23 protein-coding genes are annotated in these 22,191 nt (G+C 71.6%); 17 read left to right on the top strand and 6 right to left on the bottom strand.

The window, feature by feature from the left end:
• The 12 genes from MR1_RS01165 to MR1_RS01110 form a co-directional block, all read left to right on the top strand.
• The coding region (locus MR1_RS01165) for a DUF4407 domain-containing protein (RefSeq protein ID WP_084344265.1) at positions 1-1,410 on the top strand (1,410 nt) is incomplete at its 5' end.
• A gap of 31 nt (positions 1,411-1,441) precedes the next feature.
• The gene (locus MR1_RS01160; RefSeq protein ID WP_067242626.1) at positions 1,442-1,933 is read left to right on the top strand and encodes a hypothetical protein; all 492 of its coding nucleotides are present in this window, start codon (positions 1,442-1,444) and stop codon (positions 1,931-1,933) included.
• A gap of 50 nt (positions 1,934-1,983) precedes the next feature.
• Complete coding sequence (locus tag MR1_RS01155; protein ID WP_067242623.1) at positions 1,984-2,997, top strand: aldo/keto reductase family protein; 1,014 nt, start codon at positions 1,984-1,986, stop codon at positions 2,995-2,997.
• A gap of 586 nt (positions 2,998-3,583) precedes the next feature.
• Positions 3,584-4,396, top strand: coding sequence for a GntR family transcriptional regulator (locus MR1_RS01150; protein WP_067242622.1), 813 nt, complete (start codon positions 3,584-3,586; stop codon positions 4,394-4,396).
• Positions 4,397-4,430: 34 nt separating this feature from the next.
• Positions 4,431-5,453 carry an NAD(P)-dependent oxidoreductase gene (locus MR1_RS01145; RefSeq protein WP_067242620.1) on the top strand — a complete coding sequence of 341 codons (1,023 nt, stop codon included), beginning with the start codon at positions 4,431-4,433 and terminating at the stop codon, positions 5,451-5,453.
• The gene (locus tag MR1_RS01140) at positions 5,450-7,024 is read left to right on the top strand and encodes an FGGY family carbohydrate kinase (protein WP_067242618.1); all 1,575 of its coding nucleotides are present in this window, start codon (positions 5,450-5,452) and stop codon (positions 7,022-7,024) included. The genes MR1_RS01145 and MR1_RS01140 overlap by 4 nt, the downstream gene beginning before the upstream one ends.
• A gap of 25 nt (positions 7,025-7,049) precedes the next feature.
• On the top strand, positions 7,050-7,940 hold the full coding sequence (gene lsrF / locus MR1_RS01135; RefSeq protein ID WP_067242617.1) for a 3-hydroxy-5-phosphonooxypentane-2,4-dione thiolase: 891 nt from the start codon (positions 7,050-7,052) through the stop codon (positions 7,938-7,940).
• On the top strand, positions 7,937-8,308 hold the full coding sequence (locus MR1_RS01130) for a cupin domain-containing protein (protein WP_067242614.1): 372 nt from the start codon (positions 7,937-7,939) through the stop codon (positions 8,306-8,308). Before lsrF ends, MR1_RS01130 begins: the two co-directional genes overlap by 4 nt.
• Positions 8,305-9,315 (top strand): ABC transporter permease, encoded by a 1,011-nt coding sequence (locus MR1_RS01125; protein ID WP_067242612.1) that lies wholly within the window; start codon positions 8,305-8,307, stop codon positions 9,313-9,315. Before MR1_RS01130 ends, MR1_RS01125 begins: the two co-directional genes overlap by 4 nt.
• Before the next feature lie 58 nt (positions 9,316-9,373).
• Positions 9,374-10,675, top strand: coding sequence for a sugar ABC transporter substrate-binding protein (locus MR1_RS01120; protein WP_067242610.1), 1,302 nt, complete (start codon positions 9,374-9,376; stop codon positions 10,673-10,675).
• 10 nt (positions 10,676-10,685) lie between these two features.
• The gene (locus MR1_RS01115; RefSeq protein ID WP_067242608.1) at positions 10,686-12,221 is read left to right on the top strand and encodes a sugar ABC transporter ATP-binding protein; all 1,536 of its coding nucleotides are present in this window, start codon (positions 10,686-10,688) and stop codon (positions 12,219-12,221) included.
• Between the two features lie 50 nt (positions 12,222-12,271).
• A complete protein-coding gene (locus MR1_RS01110; RefSeq protein WP_067242606.1) occupies positions 12,272-12,766 on the top strand; it encodes a VOC family protein in 495 nt (164 codons plus the stop codon).
• Between the two features lie 362 nt (positions 12,767-13,128).
• On the opposite strand, the gene MR1_RS01105 is transcribed toward MR1_RS01110, so the two are convergent.
• The 3 genes from MR1_RS01105 to MR1_RS01095 form a co-directional block, all read right to left on the bottom strand.
• Positions 13,129-13,638 carry a glycine cleavage system transcriptional repressor gene (locus tag MR1_RS01105; RefSeq protein WP_067242631.1) on the bottom strand — a complete coding sequence of 170 codons (510 nt, stop codon included), beginning with the start codon at positions 13,636-13,638 and terminating at the stop codon, positions 13,129-13,131.
• Between the two features lie 71 nt (positions 13,639-13,709).
• Entirely contained in the window at positions 13,710-14,774 is a 1,065-nt protein-coding gene (cds1, locus tag MR1_RS01100) for an L-cysteine desulfhydrase Cds1 (protein WP_067242604.1), read from the bottom strand.
• A gap of 75 nt (positions 14,775-14,849) precedes the next feature.
• Positions 14,850-15,749: an amidohydrolase family protein gene (locus MR1_RS01095; protein ID WP_067242602.1), complete on the bottom strand. Its 900-nt coding sequence runs from the start codon at positions 15,747-15,749 to the stop codon at positions 14,850-14,852.
• Positions 15,750-15,818: 69 nt separating this feature from the next.
• Between MR1_RS01095 and MR1_RS01090 the strand changes: the two genes are divergently transcribed.
• A complete protein-coding gene (locus MR1_RS01090; RefSeq protein WP_067242630.1) occupies positions 15,819-16,496 on the top strand; it encodes a FadR/GntR family transcriptional regulator in 678 nt (225 codons plus the stop codon).
• A gap of 178 nt (positions 16,497-16,674) precedes the next feature.
• Here the strand turns inward: MR1_RS01090 and MR1_RS01085 are convergent, their stop codons facing one another.
• Together MR1_RS01085 and MR1_RS01080 are read right to left on the bottom strand one after the other, a co-directional pair.
• Positions 16,675-17,442 carry an SDR family NAD(P)-dependent oxidoreductase gene (locus MR1_RS01085; RefSeq protein WP_067242600.1) on the bottom strand — a complete coding sequence of 256 codons (768 nt, stop codon included), beginning with the start codon at positions 17,440-17,442 and terminating at the stop codon, positions 16,675-16,677.
• Positions 17,424-18,284, bottom strand: coding sequence for a fumarylacetoacetate hydrolase family protein (locus tag MR1_RS01080; RefSeq protein ID WP_067242598.1), 861 nt, complete (start codon positions 18,282-18,284; stop codon positions 17,424-17,426). The genes MR1_RS01085 and MR1_RS01080 overlap by 19 nt, the downstream gene beginning before the upstream one ends.
• Before the next feature lie 141 nt (positions 18,285-18,425).
• Between MR1_RS01080 and MR1_RS01075 the strand changes: the two genes are divergently transcribed.
• From MR1_RS01075 to MR1_RS01060, 4 genes are all read left to right on the top strand, one after another.
• Positions 18,426-19,754, top strand: a complete 1,329-nt coding sequence (locus MR1_RS01075; protein ID WP_067242596.1) for an L-fuconate dehydratase — start codon at positions 18,426-18,428, stop codon at positions 19,752-19,754.
• A complete protein-coding gene (locus tag MR1_RS01070) occupies positions 19,741-20,721 on the top strand; it encodes an aldo/keto reductase (protein WP_067242594.1) in 981 nt (326 codons plus the stop codon). Before MR1_RS01075 ends, MR1_RS01070 begins: the two co-directional genes overlap by 14 nt.
• Positions 20,722-20,746: 25 nt before the next feature.
• A complete protein-coding gene (locus MR1_RS01065; protein WP_067242592.1) occupies positions 20,747-21,166 on the top strand; it encodes an RbsD/FucU family protein in 420 nt (139 codons plus the stop codon).
• A gap of 80 nt (positions 21,167-21,246) precedes the next feature.
• Positions 21,247-21,609, top strand: coding sequence for a VOC family protein (locus MR1_RS01060; RefSeq protein WP_067242590.1), 363 nt, complete (start codon positions 21,247-21,249; stop codon positions 21,607-21,609).
• Positions 21,610-21,627: 18 nt separating this feature from the next.
• On the opposite strand, the gene MR1_RS01055 is transcribed toward MR1_RS01060, so the two are convergent.
• Complete coding sequence (locus MR1_RS01055) at positions 21,628-22,164, bottom strand: CGNR zinc finger domain-containing protein (RefSeq protein ID WP_067242588.1); 537 nt, start codon at positions 22,162-22,164, stop codon at positions 21,628-21,630.
• Positions 22,165-22,191: the final 27 nt, after the last annotated feature.

Raw genomic sequence — 22,191 nt, 5'->3', positions numbered from 1 at the left:
CCCGCACCGGCTCCCGCGGCCCGCACCCGGCGCGAGCGCCGCCCGCGCACGCCCGGATCGATCTGGCGGCGCCTCGCGATCCTCGGCGGCGCGGACGGCCCGATCCTCGACCGCGTGCCCAGCGAGACCTCGCGCTTCGTGCAGATGTTCTTCGTCCTCGTCGGGACCGCCCTCGTCTCGGCGCTGTCGATGTTCTTCGCGCTCGTGACGGGCGTGCAGGTGATCGCCTGGATCGCGATCCCCCTGGCGATCGTCTGGGCGCTCATCATCTTCAACCTGGACCGCTTCCTGACCTCCACGATGACGTCCACGCGGAGCGTCTGGCGTCTCATCGGCCTCGCCTTCCCGCGTGTCATCATGGCCGCGCTCATCGGCTTCGTCGTCGCCGAGCCGGTCGTCCTCCAGGTGTTCCACAACGACATCGCCCGTGAGGTGGCGTCCACGAACATCACCCAGTCGCTGTCCGATCAGGAGGCGCTGGAGAAGGGGCCCGAGAAGAAGGCTCTCGACGATGCGTCCGCGCGCCTCAAGGATCTGGAGAACCAGGCGGCGACGGGGATCGTGGCGGGCACCTCGTCCGACTCCGCCTCGCAGACTGCCGCCCAGGCCACGGTCGATCAGCTCAACGCGCAGATGGCCGAGCAGCAGAAGGTCATCGACCAGGCGCGTCTGCTCTACCAGTGCGAGCTGACCGGCGAGGGCGCGGGGACGGTGCCCGGATGCACGGGCGTCAACGGCGAGGGCGCGAGCTCCGACGCCGCGCGCGCTCAGCTCGACCAGGCGCAGCAGACCTACGACGGGCTCGCCGCGCAGCTGCGGACGGCGAACGACGAGCTGGCTGCCGCCTCGACGGCGTCCAAGGAGAACACCACGGCCTCCGAGGCGCAGAACCGGACCGAGGCCAAGGATCAGCTCCCGGCCGCCCGCCAGACGTACGAGACCGCGCTGGCGGCCTACAACGCGCGGGCCGCATCCGTGGCGGACGGCAACGCCGGCGCGATCGGTCTGCTCAGCCAGATCAGCGGGCTCAACCGGCTCGGGGAGAAGGAGCCGACGATCTTCTGGGCGCACTGGCTCATCGCGGCGCTGTTCTTCATGATCGAGCTGCTGCCCGTGCTGGTGAAGGTGCTGACGAGCTACGGCGACCCGTCGCTGTACGAGAAGGCGGCGGCGGTCGCGAAGCAGGTCGAGCTCGATCGCGTGAACTCGCACGGGTTCCGCGAGCGTGCGGCGATCATCTCCGAGGATGCGGCGAGGCGCGAGGATCCCGGTCCGTCGCCGACGGGGACAGACGTCTCCGATCCGGCCCCTGTGGTGTCCGCCGCGGCGGGCGATCCGTCGGCGTCGCCGTCCCCCGCGGATGACGACACCGCCCCGGAGACGCGCGAGCACGCCCTCATCGGCGCGTGAGCAGCGACTGACCAGGGCGTAGGATCACGCCATGGATCCCCGGACGCTGTGGGTCGCCGTCGTCGGCGTCCTCGCGGTGACGGCGTACGCCGTGCTGGCGGCCCTGCAGATCCTCGTCCTCAACCCCCTCGCGGCCGTGCCCGGAATGACCCTGGACGAGATCCGGGCCGAGGCGGCGCTGCGGGGCGAGGAGATGGGCGGCATCGGGGTGGTCGTCTTCCTCTCGGTCGGTGTCCTGCTGGCCGTCGTCGTGGCGGCCATCGCCGTCCGGAAGGCGCTGGCTCCCGAGGCGACGGCGCTGATCCTGCTGTCGATCCTGTTCTGGGGCATGCCTGCGTACTTCGCGGCCTCCTTCGGCACGGGCATGGCCCTGGCGGACGCCTTCGGCATCTCGGGTGCCGACTACTCGCGGTGGTCTCTCGTGCTCTACGGGACGAGCGTCGCCGCGGGGCTGGCGGCCATCGTCCTGGCGGTGGTCCTCGCGCGTCGTCGCGATTCGCAGCCCGCCGCGGCTCCCGCCTGATCGACGGTCATCCCGGCCCACCGCCGGCGCGGCGGTCGTAGCCTGAGTCCATGGTGAACCATCGCTTCCTCGGCAACAGCGGGCTCAAGATCTCGGAGATCACGTACGGCAACTGGGTGACGCACGCGTCCCAGGTCGCGGACGACGCCGCCGTCTCCACCGTCCACGCCGCCCTCGACGCCGGCATCACGACCTTCGACACCGCCGACGCCTACGCCAACACCGCGGCGGAGGCCGTGCTCGGCAAGGCGCTGTCCGGCCAGCGCCGCGAGAGCCTGGAGATCTTCACGAAGGTCTATTTCCCGACCGGGCCGAAGGGGCCGAACGACACCGGCCTCAGCCGCAAGCACATTCTCGAGTCGATCAACGGATCGCTGACCCGTCTCGGGACGGACTACGTCGACCTGTACCAGGCGCACCGCTTCGACCACGAGACGCCGCTGGAGGAGACGTTCCAGGCGTTCGCGGACATCGTGAGGCAGGGGAAGGCGCTGTACATCGGGGTCTCCGAGTGGACCGCCGAGCAGCTGCGCGAGGGGCACGCGCTCGCGAAGGACCTGGGGATCCAGCTCATCTCGAACCAGCCGCAGTATTCGATGCTGTGGCGCGTGATCGAGGGGAGGGTGATCCCGGCGTCGCAGGAGCTCGGCATCTCGCAGATCGTCTGGTCGCCGATGGCGCAGGGCGTGCTCAGCGGCAAGTATCTGCCCGGCCGCCCGGTGCCGGCGGGATCCCGGGCGACGGACGAGAAGAGCGGCGCGCACTTCATCGAGCGGTTCCTCACCGACCGGACGCTCGAGGCCGTGCAGCGCCTGAAGCCGGTCGCCGCGGAGGCGGGGCTGACCATGCCGCAGCTCGCGATCGCGTGGGTCCTGCAGAACCCGAACGTGGCCTCGGCGCTGGTCGGCGCCTCTCGGCCCGAACAGCTCGCCGACACGGTGAAGGCCTCCGGGGTGACGCTGGACGCCGCGACGCTCACGGCCATCGACGCCGCCCTCGGGGACGCCGTGTACGCCGACCCCGAGGACACGGACGGCGTCTCTCCGAAGACCCGACTCGTCTGACGGCGGAGGCGTTTCGTCTCGGTGCTGCGCTCCTCGCTCAACGACCGGTGGGTTTCGGTCGTTGAGCGACACTTCGACTCGCTGCGCTCGCTCAGTGCGGGTCTCCGCGAGTCGAAACGCGGTGACCGGTGGCTGGGCGCGTTTCGTCTCGTCGCTGCGCTCCTCGCTCAACGACCGGGGGCGGTGTTCGGTCGTTGAGCGACACTTCGACTCGCTTCGCTCGCTCAGTGCGGGTCTCCGCGAGTCGAAACGCGGTGACCGGTGGCTGGGCGCGTTTCGTCTCGGTGCTGCGCTCCTCGCTCACCGAGCGGGTCGAGGGGACAACAGGAGGCGACTTGTCTCCTCCGAAGAGGACGAGCGTGGGCCGGCGGAGCCAAGGCGGCGTCAGAGATCGGTCGGTGGCCGAAAAATACCCCAGATAAACACTCAAAAACCGCGGTCCTGAAGAAATCTCGGGCAGAAGCGCACTTGTCTCTATGGTGCGGACCTGTCGGCCTGTGAGGATGGGACAAGTCAGGCAACGGCCCCCGACCCGAGGGAGCACGGCCGGCGCCCCATCACCGTCCTCAACGACGAGGTTTCCGTCATGCCCACGATCCCCCTGCCCGCGATCGATCGCGCCAGCGACGCCCCCATCTGGTTCCAGATCATGCGCGGGCTCGAGCAGGCCATCGCGGACGGCGCGCTCCGCCCCGGCGACCGTCTCCCGAGCGAGCACCGGCTGTGCGAGGACCTCCGTGTCTCACGGACGTCCGTGCGCGAGGCACTGGCGAAGCTGGAGAAGGGCGGAGTCATCTCCCGCCAGCAGGGCAAGGGTGCGTTCGTGGAGCTCGCGGCCGGCCCCTCGGCGTGGACGCTGCCTTCTGCGCCGAGCCTCCTCGGCGAGTACGGCGAGCACGGACGCAGCGCGCTGAGCTCCACGATCATCCGCGCCGGCATCGAGCCGCTGCCGTCCTGGGCCGCCGCGACGGTCGGCCGGGACACGGACGGACAGGGGTTCGTCCTCGAGCGGGTGCGCGCGGTGGGGGCTCGCACGGCCGTGCACGTCGTCAACTACATGCCGGCGCGGTTCTCGGGCATCCTCCCGGATCTGCGGGATCCGCGGGCGAGCCTGTACGCGGCGATCACCCGGGTCACCGGTGTCCGCATCGCCCGGATGCACCGCACGATCGAGGCCGCGACCGCCGACCGGGTGCTCGGCGCGCTCCTGGAGGTGGAGATCGGGCATCCCGTCGTCGTCGTCGAGGCGGTCGCGTACGACGCCGACGGCGTCCCGATCGACGTGTCCCGCGCCTCGGTGCGCACCGATCGGATGCGCGTCAGCGTCGACACCGGCTTCGACGCCCACGGCCTCCCCGGCGCGGCGACGTCGGGAACCTATCCCGGCGGAAACCGCTGAGACGACCGGAAGAACGGAAAGAGGAGCACCATCCATGAGCGATTCCCCGAAGATCCTCGCGATCGGCGACAGCTATATGACGGCCGAGAGGATCGCCGCCGCCCTCGTCGATCGCGGACAATCCGTCGATCTGCGGACGATGACCGACGTGCCGGCGACGTGGGACACGAGCCGCATCCGGGAGTTCGAGGGCGACCCCGCGGAGGTCGCCGCGCTGATCGAGGGCTACGACGTCGTCCTGGTGCACGGCGCGCCGGTCACCGCCGACGTGCTGGAGGCCAACCCCGGGCTGGCCCTGATCGGGTGTCTGCGCGGCGGACCGGTCAACATCGACGTCGAGGCGGCCCGGGAACGCGGAGTGGCGGTGTCGATCACCCCGGGCAAGAACGCCGAGGCCGTCGCGGAGCTCACGATCGGCTTCCTCATCTCGATGATCCGCAACGTCCCCGCCTCCCTGCGCGACGTCGACGCCCGCCGCGCCGCCGGATCGCCGCTGGCGGAGTCGGCCTTCGAGGGCGCGCGATGGTTCGGCCGCGAGGTCTCGACGCTCACCCTCGGTCTCGTCGGGTACGGCAACGTCGCCCGGCTCGTGTCCGCGAAGGCGCGGGCGCTCGGCGCCGAGGTCGTCGCGTACGACCCGTTCGTGGACCCCGACTCCGTTCCGGAGGTGCGACTGGTCCCGAGCCTCGAGGAGCTGCTGCCGGCCGTCGACGTGCTGAGCCTGCACGCCAGGGCGACGTCCGAGAACCGTCATCTCCTCGACGCCGGCGCGTTGGCGCAGCTGCGCCCCGGCGCCCTGCTCATCAACACGGCGCGCGAGAGCCTCGTGGACGAGGACGCGCTGCTCGCGGCGGTCCGTTCCGGCCAGGTCGGCGGTGTGGCCATGGACGTCAACGAGCCCGAGGGGGCCTGGCGCGAGCTCGTCGACCTGCCGCAGGTGGTGCTCACCCCGCACCTCGGGGGCGCGACGCTGGAGACCCTGCACCGCGGCAGCGAGATGATCGCCGACGACGTCGTCGCCTTCCTGGAAGGGCGGCCCCGGAGGTGGTCCTTGTGACCCGCAGGGACCCGGTCGTCATCGCGATCGATGCCGGCACCGGGTCGGCGCGCGCTCTCGCCTTCGATGCCGCGGGCGCACGGGTCGCACAGGCCGCGGTCGAATGGAACCACCCGGCGGTGCCCGGGCACCCGGGCGGGACCGGCTTCGACGTCGTCCACGGCTGGCAGGCGGTGTGCGAGGCGCTGCGCCGGGTGACCGCCGAGGTCGCGGATCGGGAGATCGCCGCTGTCGCCGCCTCGAGCATGCGCGAGGGCTTCGTGCTCTACGACGGTGCGGGCGAGGAGGTCTTCGCCTGCCCCAACACCGACGGACGGGCGCGCCGCGAGGCGGACGAGCTCGTCGCGGAGGGCCTCGCCGACGAGATCTACGCCACCGGAGGCGACTGGGTCTCGATCACGGCGCCGGCGCGGATCCGCTGGCTCGCACGGCACGAGCCGGAGACGCTCGACCGCGCCCGCCATCTCGGCATGCTGAGCGACTGGGTCAACCGCCGCCTCACCGGCGAGTACGCCACCGACCCCACCTGCGGCTCCAGCACCGCCCTGTTCGACCTCGGCGCGCGCACGTGGGCCGAGGGGCTCGTCGAACGGGTCGGGCTGGATCCCCGGATCCTTCCCCCCGTGCTCGAGCCCGGGTCCCGCGTGGGCGGCGTCACCCGCGAGGCGGCGGAGCAGACCGGACTCCCCGAGGGCACCCCCGTCGTGATGGGCGGCGCCGACACCCAGCTCGCGCTGCACGCGATCGCCGCGGCCCCCGGACGCCCCACCATCGTGGCGGGCACGTTCTGGCAGACCACCGCCGTCGTTCCCGGCCCGCTGATCGATCCGCTCCGGCGCACCCGGACGCTGTGCCACGTGGCGCCGTCGAGCTGGATGGTGGAGGGCATCGGATTCCTCTCCGGCCTCGCGATGCGCTGGTTCCGTGACGGCTTCTGCCCGGATGCGGTGGAGCTCGCCCGGGGCGGCGGCGTCGGGGCGTTCGACGTGATGGAGTCCTGGGCGGCGGACGTGCCGGTCGGCAGCGACGGCCTCGTCGCGGTGCTCAGCGATGTCATGCAGGCCGACGCCTGGCACCATGCCGCCCCGGCGCTCGTCGGCTTCGACATCGCCGACTCCTCCCGATTCCACCGGGGCACGGTCGTGCGCGCGATCGAGGAGGCGGCCGCGTTCGTGGCCGCGTCCCACCTGCGGATCCTCGACGAGGTGACCGCCGGCGCCGCGTCCGCGTCCGGGGAGATCACGTTCACCGGGGGCTCCAGCGCCGGGGTCCTCTGGCCCCGGGTCATCGCCGGCGCGACGGGCCGGACCACCCGGACCACCGAGGCGCCCGAGGCGACCTCGTACGGGGCGGCGCGCCTCGCCGGGACGGCTGTCGGGATCGACCTTCCCGCCCTTCCGCTCGACCCCACGGCCATCGCCCCGCAGGAGGCCGAGCGAGCCGCATACCGGGATGCGGCACGGCGGTGGCGCGAGGTGTACGACGCCCAGCGCACCGCCACCGTCCGCTCCGGCGCCACCGCCCTGTTCACCCCGCCCGGAGCCGCGCGCGCCGCGGCCCCCGAACTCTGACACACCGACACAAGGAGAAACACCCATGGCTGATCTCGAAGGAAACCGCTCCGCCAAGCAGTTCCACGCCGACGTCCCGGCGGTCCGCTTCACGAACGCGATCAAGGGGGCGCACGCCCTCGACTGGGGCATGCAGAACCGCCTCTCGCGGATCCTCGACCCGGAGACCGGGCGGACCGTGATGCTCGCCTTCGACCACGGCTACTTCCAGGGGCCGACGTCCGGTCTGGAGCGGATCGACCTCGGCATCGCACCGCTGGCGACGCAGGCCGACGCGCTCATGGGAACCCGCGGCGCCTTCCGGACCTCGATCCCCGCCGGCACCTCGGCCGGACTGGTGGTCCGCGCCTCCGGCGGGCCTTCCATCCTCAAGGACCTCTCGGACGAGCACGTCGCCCTCGCGATGGACGACGCCGTGCGCCTGAACGCCTCCGCGGTCGCGGTGCAGGTGTTCGTCGGCGGCGAGCACGAGTCGCGCAGCATCCGGAACCTGACCACGCTCGTGGACGACGGCTACCGGGCCGGGATCCCCGTCCTCGGCGTCACCGCCGTCGGCAAGGAGCTGACCCGCGACGCCCGGTACCTCGGGCTCGCGGTGCGCATCATCGCCGAGCTGGGCGCGCAGATGGTGAAGACCTACTACTGCGAGGACGGCTTCGAGGACGTCGTGGCGGCCTGCCCGGTCCCGGTGATCATGGCCGGCGGCAAGAAGCTCAGCGAGCTGGACGCGCTGCGGATGGCCTCGGCGGCCGTGCGCGCCGGGGCGGCCGGCGTCGACATGGGCCGCAACATCTTCCAGAGCGAGGCCCCCGAGGCGATGATCGCGGCGGTGCGTGCGGTCGTCCACGGCGACCTCGATCCCGTCGACGCGCACGAGCTGTACCGGGAGCGGGCCCAGGGCGGTGCGTCCGCATGACCGACGCGCGCATCCTGTCCGTCGAGGACGCGGATCTCCGTTTCGGGGACTGGGGACCGGGCTACCTGTCCACGGACGACGACGCCGCGTTCGGTGTGGTCGTGCTGCGGCCGGGAGACGTCTTCGCCAACCACCTCCACGAGCACCACACCGAGAGCTTCCTGGCGCTGGAGGGCGCAGCGGAGATCTGGCTGGACCGCACCGAGCGCATCGTGCTGTCGGCGGGCCAGCTCCTGCACGCCCGGCCGGGCGTCGAGCATCTCGTCCGGAACCCGTTCGACGCGCCGTTCCGCGCGGTGTTCGTGAAGACCCCCTGGGCGGACGGCGACAAGATCGACCGTCCCTGGGAGCCGGGAGCGACGGGATGAGCGCCGCGTCGGGCTCCACCCTCACCGAGACGGTGACGGCCCAGCGCCGCGGGGCGGCCTTCCGCAACGGTTCGCTGCGGTCCCGGCTCATCCTCTTCGCCCCTCTCATCGCGCTGCTGGTGCTCGTCGTGTTCTTCGCGATCGTGAGCCCCGTCTTCCTCACCGGCAGCAACCTCGTCAACCTCGTGCGGCAGATGGCGGTGCTGCTGGTCGTGGCCCTCGGATCCACCTTCGTGGTGCTGATCGGCAGCATCGACCTGTCCATCGGATCCATCGTCACGCTGACCGGGGTGTCGTCCGCGATGCTCGTCGGCGTCATCGGTCCCGGCGGCGCTCTCGTCGGCTTCGCGGTCGGGGTCGCGTGCGGCCTCGTCAACGGCCTCGTGCACGTCTACCTCAAGGTGCCGAGCTTCATCGTCACCCTGGGCACGATGTTCGTCTTCGCCGGGATCGCGCTCATCATCACGGGAGGCAGGCCCCAGGGGCTGCGCTCGCCGGAGCTGTCCGCGCTGTTCGGCGGAACGGTGCTGTTCGGCATCCCGACGATCTCCCTGTGGGCACTGCTGGCGCTCGTCGTGGCGGTGCTCGTCGAGCGCAAGCTCGCCTTCGGGTACCGCGCGAAGGCGGTCGGCGACGCGGAGACCGTCGCCAAGCTGTCCGGGATCGACGTGGACCGGGTCAAGGTGCTCGCGTTCGTCCTCTCGGGGGTCTTCGCCGCGTTCGCGGGCCTGCTCCTCATGACGAGGACCAACTCCGCGTCCGGCGCGATGGGGGAGCCCTTCCTCATGGAGGCGCTCGCCGCGATCCTGCTCGGCGGGACGTCGCTCATGGGCGGCGTCGGCGGCCCGACGCGGACGATCCTCGGCGTGCTGGTCATCTCGGTGCTCAGCAACGGGATGAACCTCGCCAGCGTCGACCCGTTCACCCAGCAGACCGTCAAGGGTGTCGTGCTGATCGCCGCGGTCGCCCTCACGCTCAACCGCAAGGAGCTCTCCAGCGTCAAATGACCGGCGGCCGCGCCGCCACCACCCCCGCAATCGAACCGAACACGAAGGAGTGTGCACGATGAACACCTCGAAGAGAAGGTGGCCGGCCCGCGCCGCCGCCCTCGCCAGCGCCGTGGGCCTGGCGGCCGTCGTCTCCGGATGCGCGAGCCCGCAGGGCGATGCCGCCGAAGCCGCCGATCCCGATGCGCCGATCGTCATGGTCCAGGTCCCGACCATGGACAACTCGTACTGGGCCGACGTCATCAAGGGCGCCGAGCAGGCCGGCGCAGCTCTCGGGCTGACCGTGGACGTGCAGGTCTACGGCGACTCGACCGACACCCAGCTCAGCCAGGTGCAGCAGGCCGGATCCAAGGGCGTCGACATGGCGCTGCTGTTCGCGCAGGACCAGGCCTCCTCGCCGACGCTCATCTCGGCGGCGACGGAGCAGGGCATCTACGTCACGAACATCTTCTCCAACCAGGCCTGGTCCACGCCGGCCGACGCCGAGTTCGACGACCACTACGTCGGCTACTTCCTGCCGGACAACGTGCAGGACTCGTACAACATGGCCACGTCCGTGCTCACCCAGATCGGGGGCAAGGGCAAGGTGCTCCACATCACCGGGCTTCCGGGCAACACCACGGCGGAGGAGCGGCGCCTCGGGGTCGAGAACGCGCTGAAGGACTTCCCCGACGTCGAGCTCGTCGGGCAGGAGAGCGGGGGCGAGAACCGCGTGGCCACCCAGCCGGTCATCGAGGACCTGCTGACCGCGCACCCGGACGTCGCCGCCGTGATCTGCCACAACGACGACGAGGCGATCGCCGTCATCAACGCCCTGCGCGACCGAGGGATGACCGACGTCAAGGTGGGCGGCATCGACGCCATCGACGAGTTCCTGGACGACATGAAGAGCGGGGGCAACGCCGCCGCCACCGTCGCGATCCACGGCTCGTGGTTCGGCGGATACAACGTCGTGCGGCTGTATGACGCATTCAAGGGCGAGGAGTACACGCCGGCGGAGTCGATGATGTTCCAGGACTCGCTGACGGTCGACACGGCCGAGGCCGCCGAGGAGTACCAGAAGGTCGTCTACCAGGCCGACCCGCTGCCGTTCGACTGGAAGGCCATGTCGCGGGCCGAGGCCGGCGAGGACTGGGACACCCAGGTGCCGCTGCGCCCGATCGACCCGGACGACTACTGGGGCCGCATCGGCGAGCCCGCACCGAGCGGGTACTCGCTGCCGGAGGCCTTCCGGAAGGACCTCGACGGTGGTGCCGTGCAGAGCGTCGCCGAGCTGTACCTGTCCCACGCGGTCTCGAACCCGCTGGGCGGAGTGATCGAGCTGACCCGTTCCGGCTCATCCTCGTTCGGGCAGAAGTAGGAGGGCGACGATGACGATCGAACCGGGGAGCACATCCGTCGCCGCGGCACGCATCGAGGCGTCGGGGGTCGGGATGGTCTTCGACACCAACCGCGTGCTCGACGACGTCTCCCTGCGCGTGCTCCCCGGTGAGATCGTGGGTCTCATCGGGGAGAACGGGGCGGGCAAGTCGACGGTCATGGACATCCTGTGCGGCGCGCTGCGACCCACTGAGGGCGAGGTGCGGATCGGCGGGGAGCCCGTCGTCCTGTCCTCCCTGATGGAGGGGGCCGGGCACGGTGTGTTCCGGGTGTTCCAGGAGCAGAGCCTCGTGGCGAGGCTGCCCGTGTACGTCAACCTCTGCCTCGGCGCCGAGCAGCGTTTCAGCCGGGCCGGCGTCTTCCAGCAGCGCCGCGCGCGGGAGCACGCCCGCCGTGTCCTGTCCGACCTGGGACTCGACATCGACGTGGACCGGACGGTCGCCTCGTACACGTTCGGCGAACGGCAGCTGCTCGAGATCGCGCGCGCGGTCTCGCTGTCGCGGATCTTCGGCGCGTCGTCGCCGGTGATCCTGCTGGACGAGCCGACCGCCGCGCTCGCAGGGCATGAGCTGGAGCTGTTCTTCCGTCTCCTGACCACCCTCCGCGACGCCGGGACGTCCTTCGTCTTCGTCTCGCACCGGCTTCCCGAGCTGCTGCGCTTCTCGGACCGCCTCTACGTCCTGAAGGACGGCGCCGTGGTGGCGGAGGTGGGCCCGGAGACGTCGGAGGCGGAGCTGCACCGGCTGATGGTGGGCCGGGAGCGCGCCGACGACATGTATCGGAAGGACCGCCAGTGCGGCCCGGGTGGCGACGTGCGCCTGTCAGCGCGTCGCCTGTCCGCGGCGGGGCTGGAGCCGATCGACCTCGACATCCGGGCCGGGGAGATCGTCGGCGTCGGCGGGCTGCTCGGATCCGGGAAGAGCCAGCTGGCGGCCGCCCTCTTCGGAGCGACCGCCGCCTCCGGCGAGGTGGAGGTCGACGGCCGCCCGCTCCGCCGCGGCGTGCGCGCGCGGGTCCGGGCGGGATTGGCGTACATTCCGCTGCACCGGCACGCCGAGGGCGCGAGCCTCGGGATGTCGATCGTCGAGAACATCAACGAGGTCGACCTCGGGCGCGGTCCCGTGCTGCGGGTGCGACGTGCGGGGGAGGAGCGAGCGGCCGCGCAGACGTGGTCCGAGCGGCTCCGCATCCGGCGGCGGGGACTCGACCAGCCCGTCCGCACCCTGTCGGGCGGGAACCAGCAGAAGGTCGTCTTCGCGAAGTGGCTGCGGGAGGGGGCGGACGTCATCATCGCGGACAACCCGACCCGCGGCGTGGACGCGGGCGCCAAGGAGGAGATCTACGAGCTTCTCCGGGACCTGACCGATCAGGGCGCCGCGGTGCTTCTGGTCAGCGACGATCTGTTGGAGCTGATCGGGCTTTCCGATCGCATCCTGGTCCTCCACGACGGCGAGGTCGTCGGCGAGGTGGACTCCACGCCGGAGTCTCCGGCGCGCGAGGAGGAGGTCGTGGCATTGATGGTGTGACGGACGGATCAGTGGCAGGAACCAGCGAGAACGTGAGAGAGAAGGAAGAGATGACCGAGAACACGGGCACCGCCCCGAAGCATGAGATCACCCAGATCTGCATCGTGGTCCGCGACATCGAGCGGTCCATGAAGGAATACACCGAGCGCCTCGGGTGGGGGCCGTGGAAGGTGTTCGAGTACGGCCCGCCGCTGCTGCACGACACGCACCTGCGCGGCGAGCCGGCCGAGTTCACCATGATCGGCGCCGAGACGATGGTGGGCGGGATCGGCTTCGAGCTGATCCAGCCGACGGGCGGGGACAGCATCTACCAGGAGTTCCTCGACCGGCACGGCGAGGGCGTTCAGCACATCGCGATCATGAAGCACTCCAAGGAGGACTCGGACGAGCTGATCGCCGACGTCGGCGCCGCGTCGATCATGGGCGGGAGCACCGGCGCGGACATCGAGTTCTATTACCTCGACACGCAGGACACGCTCGGGGTGACGATCGAGAGCGGCACCGGCCACGCGATCGACATCCAGCCCACGAGGGTCGTGGGCTGACCGCGGCGCGAGCCGGCGGCGTTTCGTCTCGTCGCTGCGCTCCTCGCTCAACGACCGGGGGTGTGCGGTTCTCGGTCGTTGAGCGACACTTCGACTCGCTTCGCTCGCTCAGTGCGGGTCTCCGCGAGTCGAAACGCGGTGACCCGGTGGTGGGGCCTTTCGGTCGTTGAGCGAGCGGAGCGAGTCGAAACGCGGTGACCCGGTGGTGGGCCGTTTCGGTCGTTGAGCGAGCGCCGCGAGTCGAAACGTGGTGACCCGGGGCTGGCGGCGTTTCGTCTCGTCGCTGCGCTCCTCGCTCAACGACCGGGGGTGGTCCCTTTCGGTCGCTCAGTGCGGGTCTCCGCGAGTCGAGACGCGGCGGGTCAGTCGAGGGCGATGTCGACCTGGATCTCGCTCGCGAGCCGTTCCAGGTCCGCGCGCAGAGCGTCCGCATCGGCGTCGGCCGGCACCGTCGCCTCGACCGTGGCCTCGAACAGCCGGCCGCCGGCCATGGCGGCGTCCCGCGTCTGGCTCGTCATGCTCTCGATGCTCAGGGCGTGTGCGGACAGCACGCCGGAGACCTCGCGCACGATCCCCGGGCGGTCGTTCCCGAGCACCTGGATCGAGATGCGCCGCTCGCCGCCGGCCGCGGTCGGGGCGGCGCCGTCGTGCACCGTGACCGTCAGCATCCCGTCCAGCTCTCCGAGGGCGTGGCGCAGCTCTCCCGCCCGCTCGGCGGCGACGGACACCTCGATGACGCCGGCGAAGGTGCCGGCGAGGTCGGCCAGGCGACTGTTCTCCCAGTTGCCGCCGTGCGCGTCGACGACGTCGGCGACGGCGGCGACGAGGCCCGGGCGATCGGTTCCGACGACGGTGAGGATGAGCGTGGTCATGCCGCCAGCGTAGGCGAGGCCCGCCCCCGCGTCACCCGCGGATCCGCTCCCGTGTCCGACGCCGCGCCGGCCTACGCGGCGGACCACCGCCCGGTGGCGAGGAACTCCTCCAGCCGCGCGCGGTGCGGTGCGAGGTCCCAGCCCTTGGCCGCGACCCATTCGTCGGAATAGTAGGTGTCGACGTAGCGGGCGCCGCCGTCGCAGATGAGCGTCACCACGCTTCCCTGCACCCCCTCGTTGCGCATCCGGGCGATCAGCTCGAACGCGCCGACGAGGTTCGTCCCGGTCGATCCGCCGGCCCAGTGCAGCGTGCGCTCCTTGAGCAGCCGGATCGCCGCGATCGAGGCGGCGTCCGGCACCTGGATCATCTCGTCGATCACGCTCGGCACGAACGACGGCTCCACGCGCGGTCGGCCGATCCCCTCGATGCGGCTCGGCGTGCCGGTGGTGTAGTCCGCGGCGCCGGTGCTCCAGCCGCCGTAGAAGGCCGAGCCCTCCGGGTCCACCACGGCGATCCTGGTCTCGTGGCGGCGGTAGCGGACATACCGGCCGAACGTGGCGCTGGTGCCCCCGGTCCCCGCGCCGACGACGATCCACGCGGGGATCGGGTGACGCTCGTGCGAGAGCTGGCCGAAGACGCTCTCGGCGATGTTGTTGTTCCCGCGCCAGTCCGTGGCGCGCTCGGCGTACGTGAACTGGTCGAGGTAGTAGCCGCCGCACTCGGACGCCAGGCGCTCGGCCTCCGGGTACATGTCGGGGGCGCGGTCGACGAAGTGGCACCGCCCGCCGTAGAACTCGATGAGGTCGATCTTCTCCTGGCTCGTCGAGCGCGGCACGACCGTGACGAACGGCAGGCCGAGCATCCGGGCGAAGTACGCCTCGGACACGGCCGTGGAGCCGCTGGACGCCTCCACGAGCGTGGTGCCCTCGTGGATCCGCCCGTTGACCAGGCCGTAGAGGAGGAGCGAGCGCGCCAGCCGGTGCTTCAGGGATCCGGTGGGGTGCACCGACTCGTCCTTCAGGTACAGGTCGATCCCCCACTCCGCAGGGAGGGGGAACAGATGCAGGTGCGTGTCGGCGCTCCGGTTGGAGTCCGCCTCGAGCTTCCGGATCGCCTCGCCCGCCCAATCGGTCATGCGATCGAGGCTACCGGGTGCCCGGCCGGCGCCCGCGGGGTCGGTGCGCGCCTGGTCAGGAGTCGAGTGCGCGGCTCAGCCGAGGCGGTAGAAGCGTTCGGCGTTGCGCCAGAGGACGGCGTCGACGTCGAGGCCGCGGTCGCCGGCCCACGTCGCCACGGTCCGCGCCCACGCCTCCCGGGCGCCCGCAGCCACGATCTCATCCGTGTCATCCCGCCCTGCGGCGCCGGCGGGCGCGGGCTGGACGGCCGACACGGGCCAGTCGCTTCCCCACATCAGCCGGTCCGGTCCGAAGGCCTCCAGCGCGGCGTCGAGGAACGGGACGACCTGGGCGGCATCCCATCGGCCTCCCGCCTCCGCCGGCAGCCCGGACAGCTTGCAGCTCACCCGCGGGTGCGCGGCGAGCGCGTCCAGGTCGCGGAGCCAGGCGGCCCCCGGCGACCGCGGGGCGTCGGCGGTGCCCACCGCGGGCTTGCCGAGGTGGTCGAGCACGATCGGCAGCTCCGGGACGGCTGCCGCGAGTCCGGCCACGTCCGTGAGCTGGGAGGCCCGCACGCAGGCGTCGAACGTCCAGCCCCGCTCGGCGACGAGCGCGGCGCCATCGAGGAAAGCGGGGGAGGTCGCCAGACCGTCGGGCTCGCCCTGGAGCAGATGCCGGACGCCCACGACCAGGCGGAAGGCGGCCAGCGCGGCGAGGTGCGCCGTGGTCGCGGCCCCCCGATCCAGTCGCGCCCCGGCGACGATGCCTCGCACCCCCGTCGCGGCGGCGATCCCGGAGACCCATCCGACCTCGTCGAGCGTCTGCGACTCGACCGGATCGGCCTGGACGAACACCGCAGCCTGCTCCTCGAAGCCCCGGATCGCGGAGGCGCGCAGCTCTCCGACGGCGAAGCGCGCGCGCAGCGGCCCCTCCAGCCACGCGTATTCGAGCCGATCCGGATCCCAGAGGTGCAGGTGCGAGTCGAGGAGGCGCATCCGCCCATCCTGCCCCATCGGCCCGGCGAACCGAGGGCAGACATCCGATCACTGGCTATGCTGGGCCGCATGGCTGTCACCGACGAGGCGATCGAGAAGATCAAGGCGATGATCGTGTCCGGCGAGCTCGGGCCCGGCGATCGCCTTCCTCCGGAGAAGGAACTGGCGGAGCGGCTGGGGCTGTCCCGCAACTCGATGCGGGAGGCGGTCAAGGCGCTGGAGGTCATCCGCGTCCTCGATGTCCGTCGCGGCGACGGCACGTACGTGACGAGCCTGGAGCCGGACCTGCTCCTGGAGGCCATCGGCTTCGTCGTGGACATGCACGACGACGACTCGCTGCTCGAGCTGTTCGCGGTCCGCCGGATGCTGGAGTCGCAGGCGACGGGCCTCGCCGCGTCACACGGTGAGGACGCGGCGATCGGCGCGCTGCAGGAGGAGGTCGACGCCGTCGACGCCGGCGTCTCGATCGACGACCTCGTCGAGCACGATCTGCGCTTCCACCGCGAGATCGTGCGGATGGCGGGGAACGGCTACCTCTCCAGCCTCGTGGAGGGACTGTCCAGCCAGACGATCCGGGCCCGGGTGTGGCGCGGTCTCACCGAGCAGGGGGCGGTGGAGCGGACCCTCGCCGAGCACCGGGCGATCGCCGATGCGATCGCCCAGCGCGACCCGGGGCTGGCCACGGCCCTCGCGACCGCGCACATCGCGGGCGTGGAGCGCTGGCTCCGCCAGGCCGCCCACGGCTGACCCATCCGCCGGCCGCTCCCGGTCCCGGTCTGCACATCCCGTTCGGTCCCGACCTGCACACGCCGTTCGGTCCCGATCTGCACATCCCGTCCCGATCCGCACACGATTCCGGCCCGAACGTGTGCGGATCGGGCGTCCGTGTGCAGATCGGGACAGGGCCCGGCGAGGCGAGGAAGGGCTACTCGGGGCGGAGGCGGAGCTGCGCCATGCCGCCGTCGACCTCGAGGAAGGTCCCGGTCGTCGAGCCGGATGCCGGACTGACCAGGTACAGGACGGCGCCGGCGACCTCGTCGGGCGAGACGAGGCGGCCGTGCGGCTGGCGGGCGTTGAGCGCGGCCCGCTCGGCCTCGGGGTCCGGCGCCGCGTCGAGAAGCCGGCCCACCCAGGGGGTGTCCGCCGTGCCCGGGTTGACGGCGTTCACGCGGATGCCCTCGCGGAGATGATCGGCGGCCATCGCGCGGGTGAGCGCGGACACGGCGCCCTTGGACGCGCTGTACAGCGCGCGCTGCGGCAGGCCCGTCGTCGAGGCGATGGACGCGGTGTTGCAGATGGCCGCGGCGGGGGAGCGGCGCAGCCACGGGAGGGCGGCGGCGGTCACGCGGGCGATCCCGGTGACGTTGATCGAGAGCACCCGGGCCCATTCGTCGTCGTCGTTGGCGGCGACGTCGCCCTGCGCACCGACGCCGGCGTTGTTCACCACGATGTCGATGCGGCCGAAACGCTCACCGACCGCGGCGATGGCCGCGTCGACGCTGTGACGATCCGACACGTCCGCCGTGAAGGCGGCGTGCCGGGGATCCGCGTTCGCCGTGTCGCGATCGAGCACGGCGACCTGGGCGCCCTGGTCGTGCAGCAGCGCCGCGACGGCCGCGCCGATCCCGGACGCCCCGCCGGTCACGACGGCGACCAGCCCCTCGACCTGCCCGCTCACTTCTGCGCCTCCCATGCCACGAACTCCTGTCGCTGTCCGCCGAGTCCCTCGATGTCGACCTCGACCACGTCGCCGGGCCTCAGATAGGGGAACCGCCCGCCGAAGGCGACCCCCTGCGGCGTCCCGGTCAGGATCAGGTCGCCGGGCTCGAGCGTGACGTACTGGGACAGGTGATGCACGATCGTCGCGACGTCGAAGATCATGTCATTCGTGTTCGAGTCCTGCCGCGGCTCGCCGTTGACGAAGCTGCGCAGGCGGAGGTTCTGCACGTCGACCTCGTCCGGCGTGACGAGCCAGGGTCCGGTCGGGTTGAAGCCGGGAGCGATCTTGCCCTTGGACCACTGCCCGCCGGACACCTCCATCTGGAAGGCGCGCTCGGAGACGTCGTTGGCGACGACGTAGCCGGCGATGTGCGCCGCGGCCTCGTCGGGGGAGTCGAGGTACGCCGCCCGGGTGCCGATGACGACGCCGAGCTCGACCTCCCAGTCCGTCTTGTCGCTCCCGCGGGGGATGGTCACGGCGTCGTTCGGACCGACGACCGTGTTCGGCGTCTTCAGGAAGAGGATGGGCACGGTCGGCGGCTCGGCGCCGGACTCGCGGGCGTGCGCGGCGTAGTTCTGCCCGATGCAGATGACCGCGCTGGGGCGTGCGATCGGGGCGCCGATGCGCAGGCCGTCCGCGTCCGTGAGCTCGGGCAGCAGCCCGGCCTCGAGGGCGGCGCGGGTCCGGGCCCCGGGATCGTCGGCGAGGAACGCGCCGTTCACATCCGATGTCAGCGGCCGGAGGTCCCGATAGCGGCCCTCTTCGAGGACGACCGGGATCTCGGATCCCGGCGCGCCCAGGCGTGCGAACTTCATGGTTCTCCCTTCGGCACGGACGGCGGGCTTGCGCGACCCCCTGGATCGGCTCCCGCGTTGACAGTATAGACATCGGATGTTTACACTCCAACTGTCTGTTGGGACCCGCTCCTCCGCGTGGTCCGCCGAGTGAGGAGCCCCGTGAGCCGTATCGTCGCGCTGGAGACCAGCGACATCCGCTTCCCCACGTCGCTGAGCCTCGACGGCTCGGACGCGATGAACCCCGACCCCGACTACTCCGCGGCGTACGTCGTCATCCGCACGGACGCCGAGGACGGGATCGAGGGCCACGCGTTCGTCTTCACGATCGGGCGCGGCAACGACGTCCAGGTCGCGGCGATCGACGCCCTGTCCGGGCACCTCGTCGGACGTGAGGTCGAACCGCTCCTGGATGACATGGGCGCGACGTTCCGCGAGATCGTCGGCGACTCGCAGCTGCGCTGGCTGGGCCCGGAGAAGGGCGTCATGCACATGGCGATCGGCGCCGTGATCAACGCGCTGTGGGACGTCAAGGCCAAGCGGGCGGGTCTGCCGCTGTGGCAGCTGCTGAGCCGGATGACGCCGGAGGAGCTCGTCGGGCTCGTCGACTTCCGCTACCTCACGAACGCGCTGACGCCGGCGGAGGCGCTGGAGATCCTCCGCACCGCCGAGCCGGGGCGGGCCGCGCGCGAGGCGGAGCTGCTCGCCACCGGCTACCCCGGGTACACCACGAGCCCCGGTTGGCTCGGCTACTCGGACGAGAAGCTGGAGCGGCTGGCGCGCGAGGCTCTCGCCGACGGGTTCACACAGATCAAGCTCAAGGTCGGCGCCGACCTGGAGGACGACATCCGGCGGTTCCGGAAGGCGCGCGAAGTGTGCGGACCCGACTTCCCGATCGCGATCGATGCGAACCAGCGCTGGGAGGTCTCGGAGGCGATCGACTGGGTGGCGGCGCTCGCCGAGTTCCGCCCGGCCTGGGTCGAGGAGCCGACCAGTCCGGACGACATCCTCGGACACGCCGAGATCGCCCGGGGGATCGCCCCGATCCGTGTCGCCACCGGGGAGCACGCCCAGAACCGGATGATCTTCAAGCAGCTCCTCCAGGCCGAGGCGATCCAGGTCATGCAGATCGACGCCGTGCGTGTGGCCGGGGTGAACGAGAACATCGCCAACCTCCTGCTCGCGGCGAAGTTCGGCGTTCCCGTGTGCCCCCATGCCGGCGGCGTGGGCCTGTGCGAAGCCGTCCAGCACCTGTCGATGTTCGACTTCGTCGCGGTCTCGGGAACCCGGGAGGGCCGCATGATCGAGTACGTGGATCACCTGCACGAGCACTTCGTGGTGCCGACCGACGTCCGCGGCGGCTCCTACACGGCGCCCACCGCCCCCGGCGCGGGCATGGAGATGAAGGCCGCCAGCCGTGCCGCCCACCTCTGGGCCGGCGGATCCGGGGCCGAGCTCGCGGCGACGGGGGAGCGACGTGTCGACGCCTGATCCTCGGACCGATCCGCTCGTTCCCCTGCCGACCCTGGGCTACGGGGCGGCGAACGTCGGCAACCTGTTCCGCCCGCTGACGGACGCCGAGGCGTGGGCGGTGCTCGACGCGGCGTGGGAGAGCGGGATCCGCCACTACGACACCGCCCCGCACTACGGGCTGGGCCTGTCGGAGCGCCGGCTCGGGGCGTTCCTGGCGACCAAGCCCCGAGACGAGTTCGTGCTGTCCACGAAGGTCGGGCGGCTGCTGCGCCCGAACCCCGACCACTCGGGCGGACTGGACACGGACAACGACTTCCACGTGCCCGACGACCTGAGGCGTGTGTGGGACTTCTCCGAGGCGGGGATCCGGGCGAGCCTGGACGAGTCCCGGGAGCGACTGGGGATCGACCGGATCGACATCGCGTACCTCCACGACCCGGAGCGCCACGACCTCGACCTCGCGCTCGCCGAGGCGCTGCCCGCGCTGGAGGCCGTGCGCGCCGCCGGCGGGGTGGGGCGGATCGGCGTCGGCTCGATGGTGTCCGAGGCGCTCGCCGCCGCGGTCCGCTCGGCGGATCTCGACCTCGTCATGGTCGCGGGCCGGTACACGCTGTTGGAGCAGCCCGCGGCGGCCGACGTGCTGCCGGCGTGCGCGGAGCGGGGCACCGGGATCGTCGCCGCGTCCGTGTTCAACTCCGGCCTGCTCGCGCAGAGCGAGCCGACGCGGGACGGGCGATACGAGTACGGGGCGCTGCCCGACGCGCTCTGGGAGCGCCTCCTCCGGATCGCGGCGGTGTGCCGGGCCCACCAGGTGCCCCTCCCGGCCGCGGCGATCCAGTTCCCCCTGCGGTCGGGCGTCGTCCGCAGCGTCGTCGTGGGCGGCAGCCGCCCCGCCCAGCTCCGGCAGAACGCCGAGCTCGCCGGCCTCGACATCCCTGACGCGCTCTGGGCGGAGCTGGCGTCGGAGGGATTGATCCCCGCCTGACGGCGGACCGACCGAAGGAGGAGCCGTGCTCGAAGGAATCCACCCCCTGCTCACCGGGGAGCTGCTGCTGCACCTGGACCGGATGGGCCATTCGGACGCGGTCGTCGTCGCGGACGCGCATTTCCCCGCCTGGGCGCTGGGGACGCGGGTCGTGGACCTCCCCGGGACGAGCACGCCGGCCGTCGTCGCGGCCATCCGCTCCGTCCTCCCTCTGGACGACGCGCCCGGGATGGACCTGATGGCGTCGGCGGACGGGGCGGTGCTGCCCGTCCAGCGCGAGCTGATGACCGCCGCCGGGACGGACGAGGCGACGACGGCGTTCGTGGAGCGCTTCGCCTACTACGACGTCGCACGGGCGGCGTATCTCATCGTGCGCACCGGCGAGACGCGGAAGTACGGCAACGCCCTGCTGCGCAAGGGCGTGGTCGGTCACCCGTCGTCCTGAGCCGGGGTCTTGTGCCGCGTGTCGGCGGGGGACGAGACTGTCCGCGTCGAGCCATCGGGGCCCGAGGAGAGGATGCGGACATGGCACACGGCGACATCACGCACATCGACATCCCGGTGTCGGACCTGGTGAGGGCGACGGCCTTCTACTCGGGCCTGTTCGGCTGGGACATCTCGGAGATGCCCGGGTTCGAGGGCTACCCGATGTGGCGGGCGCCGAACGGCATCTCCGGCGGCGGGCTCGCTCCCCGCGGGGACGGGTTCACGCAGCCGCGCTCGTACGTCGAGGTGGACTCGATCGAGGAGACGATCGCGGCGGCGAAGGAGGCCGGCGGCTCGGTCGCGATGGAACGGCAGCCGATCACCGACACGAGCGCGTGGGCCGTGATCGTGGATCCGGACGGGAACCACATCGGGCTGTTCGAGGGGGTCGTGAACGGCTGACCCGCACCGCACGACCGGTCACGAGGTGCGCCGGCGCGCGCGGTACGCGGCGACCGCGTTGCGGTTGGCGCAGGTCGTCGAGCAGTAGCGCTTGGAGCGGTTGCGGGACAGGTCCAGCGCGAGCGCGGCGCAGTCGGCGTCCGCGCAGACCGTGATCCGGTCGCCCTCGTGCGCCCGGATCACGTCGACGAGGGCCATGGCGGTCTCGATGAGGATGCGTTCGTCGAGGGGGCGGTCGTCGCCGACCGCGTGCAGGTGCCAGTCCGTGTCGCCGTGCCGCGTCAGGCGGGGGGCGAGCGCGACGTCCGCGAGTGCGGCGTTGACCGCGTCGGCCATCGCGTCGCGCGGCGCCAGCAGCATCGAGCGCAGCCGCGGGCGGAGGCTGCGGAGAGCGCGGAGCTCGGCCTCGTCGCGGTCGATCCGCCCCGTGTAGGGGTGTGCGGCCTGGAAGGCCTCGACCCGTGCGGGCGTGTCCAGCGTGTCCGGGGGCTCGGCGGTGTTCACCAGGTGGACGGCAGCGCGGAGGGATTCCGTCGTGTCATCGGTGAAGAGCATGTTGACAGCTTACGCGGCGCGGGCCTA

This window comes from Microbacterium resistens NBRC 103078, from assembly GCF_001552355.1.
GTDB classification, from domain to species: domain Bacteria; phylum Actinomycetota; class Actinomycetes; order Actinomycetales; family Microbacteriaceae; genus Microbacterium; species Microbacterium resistens.
Note: the sequence above shows the minus strand (reverse complement) of the source record. Positions and strands in the feature narration are given on the sequence as shown.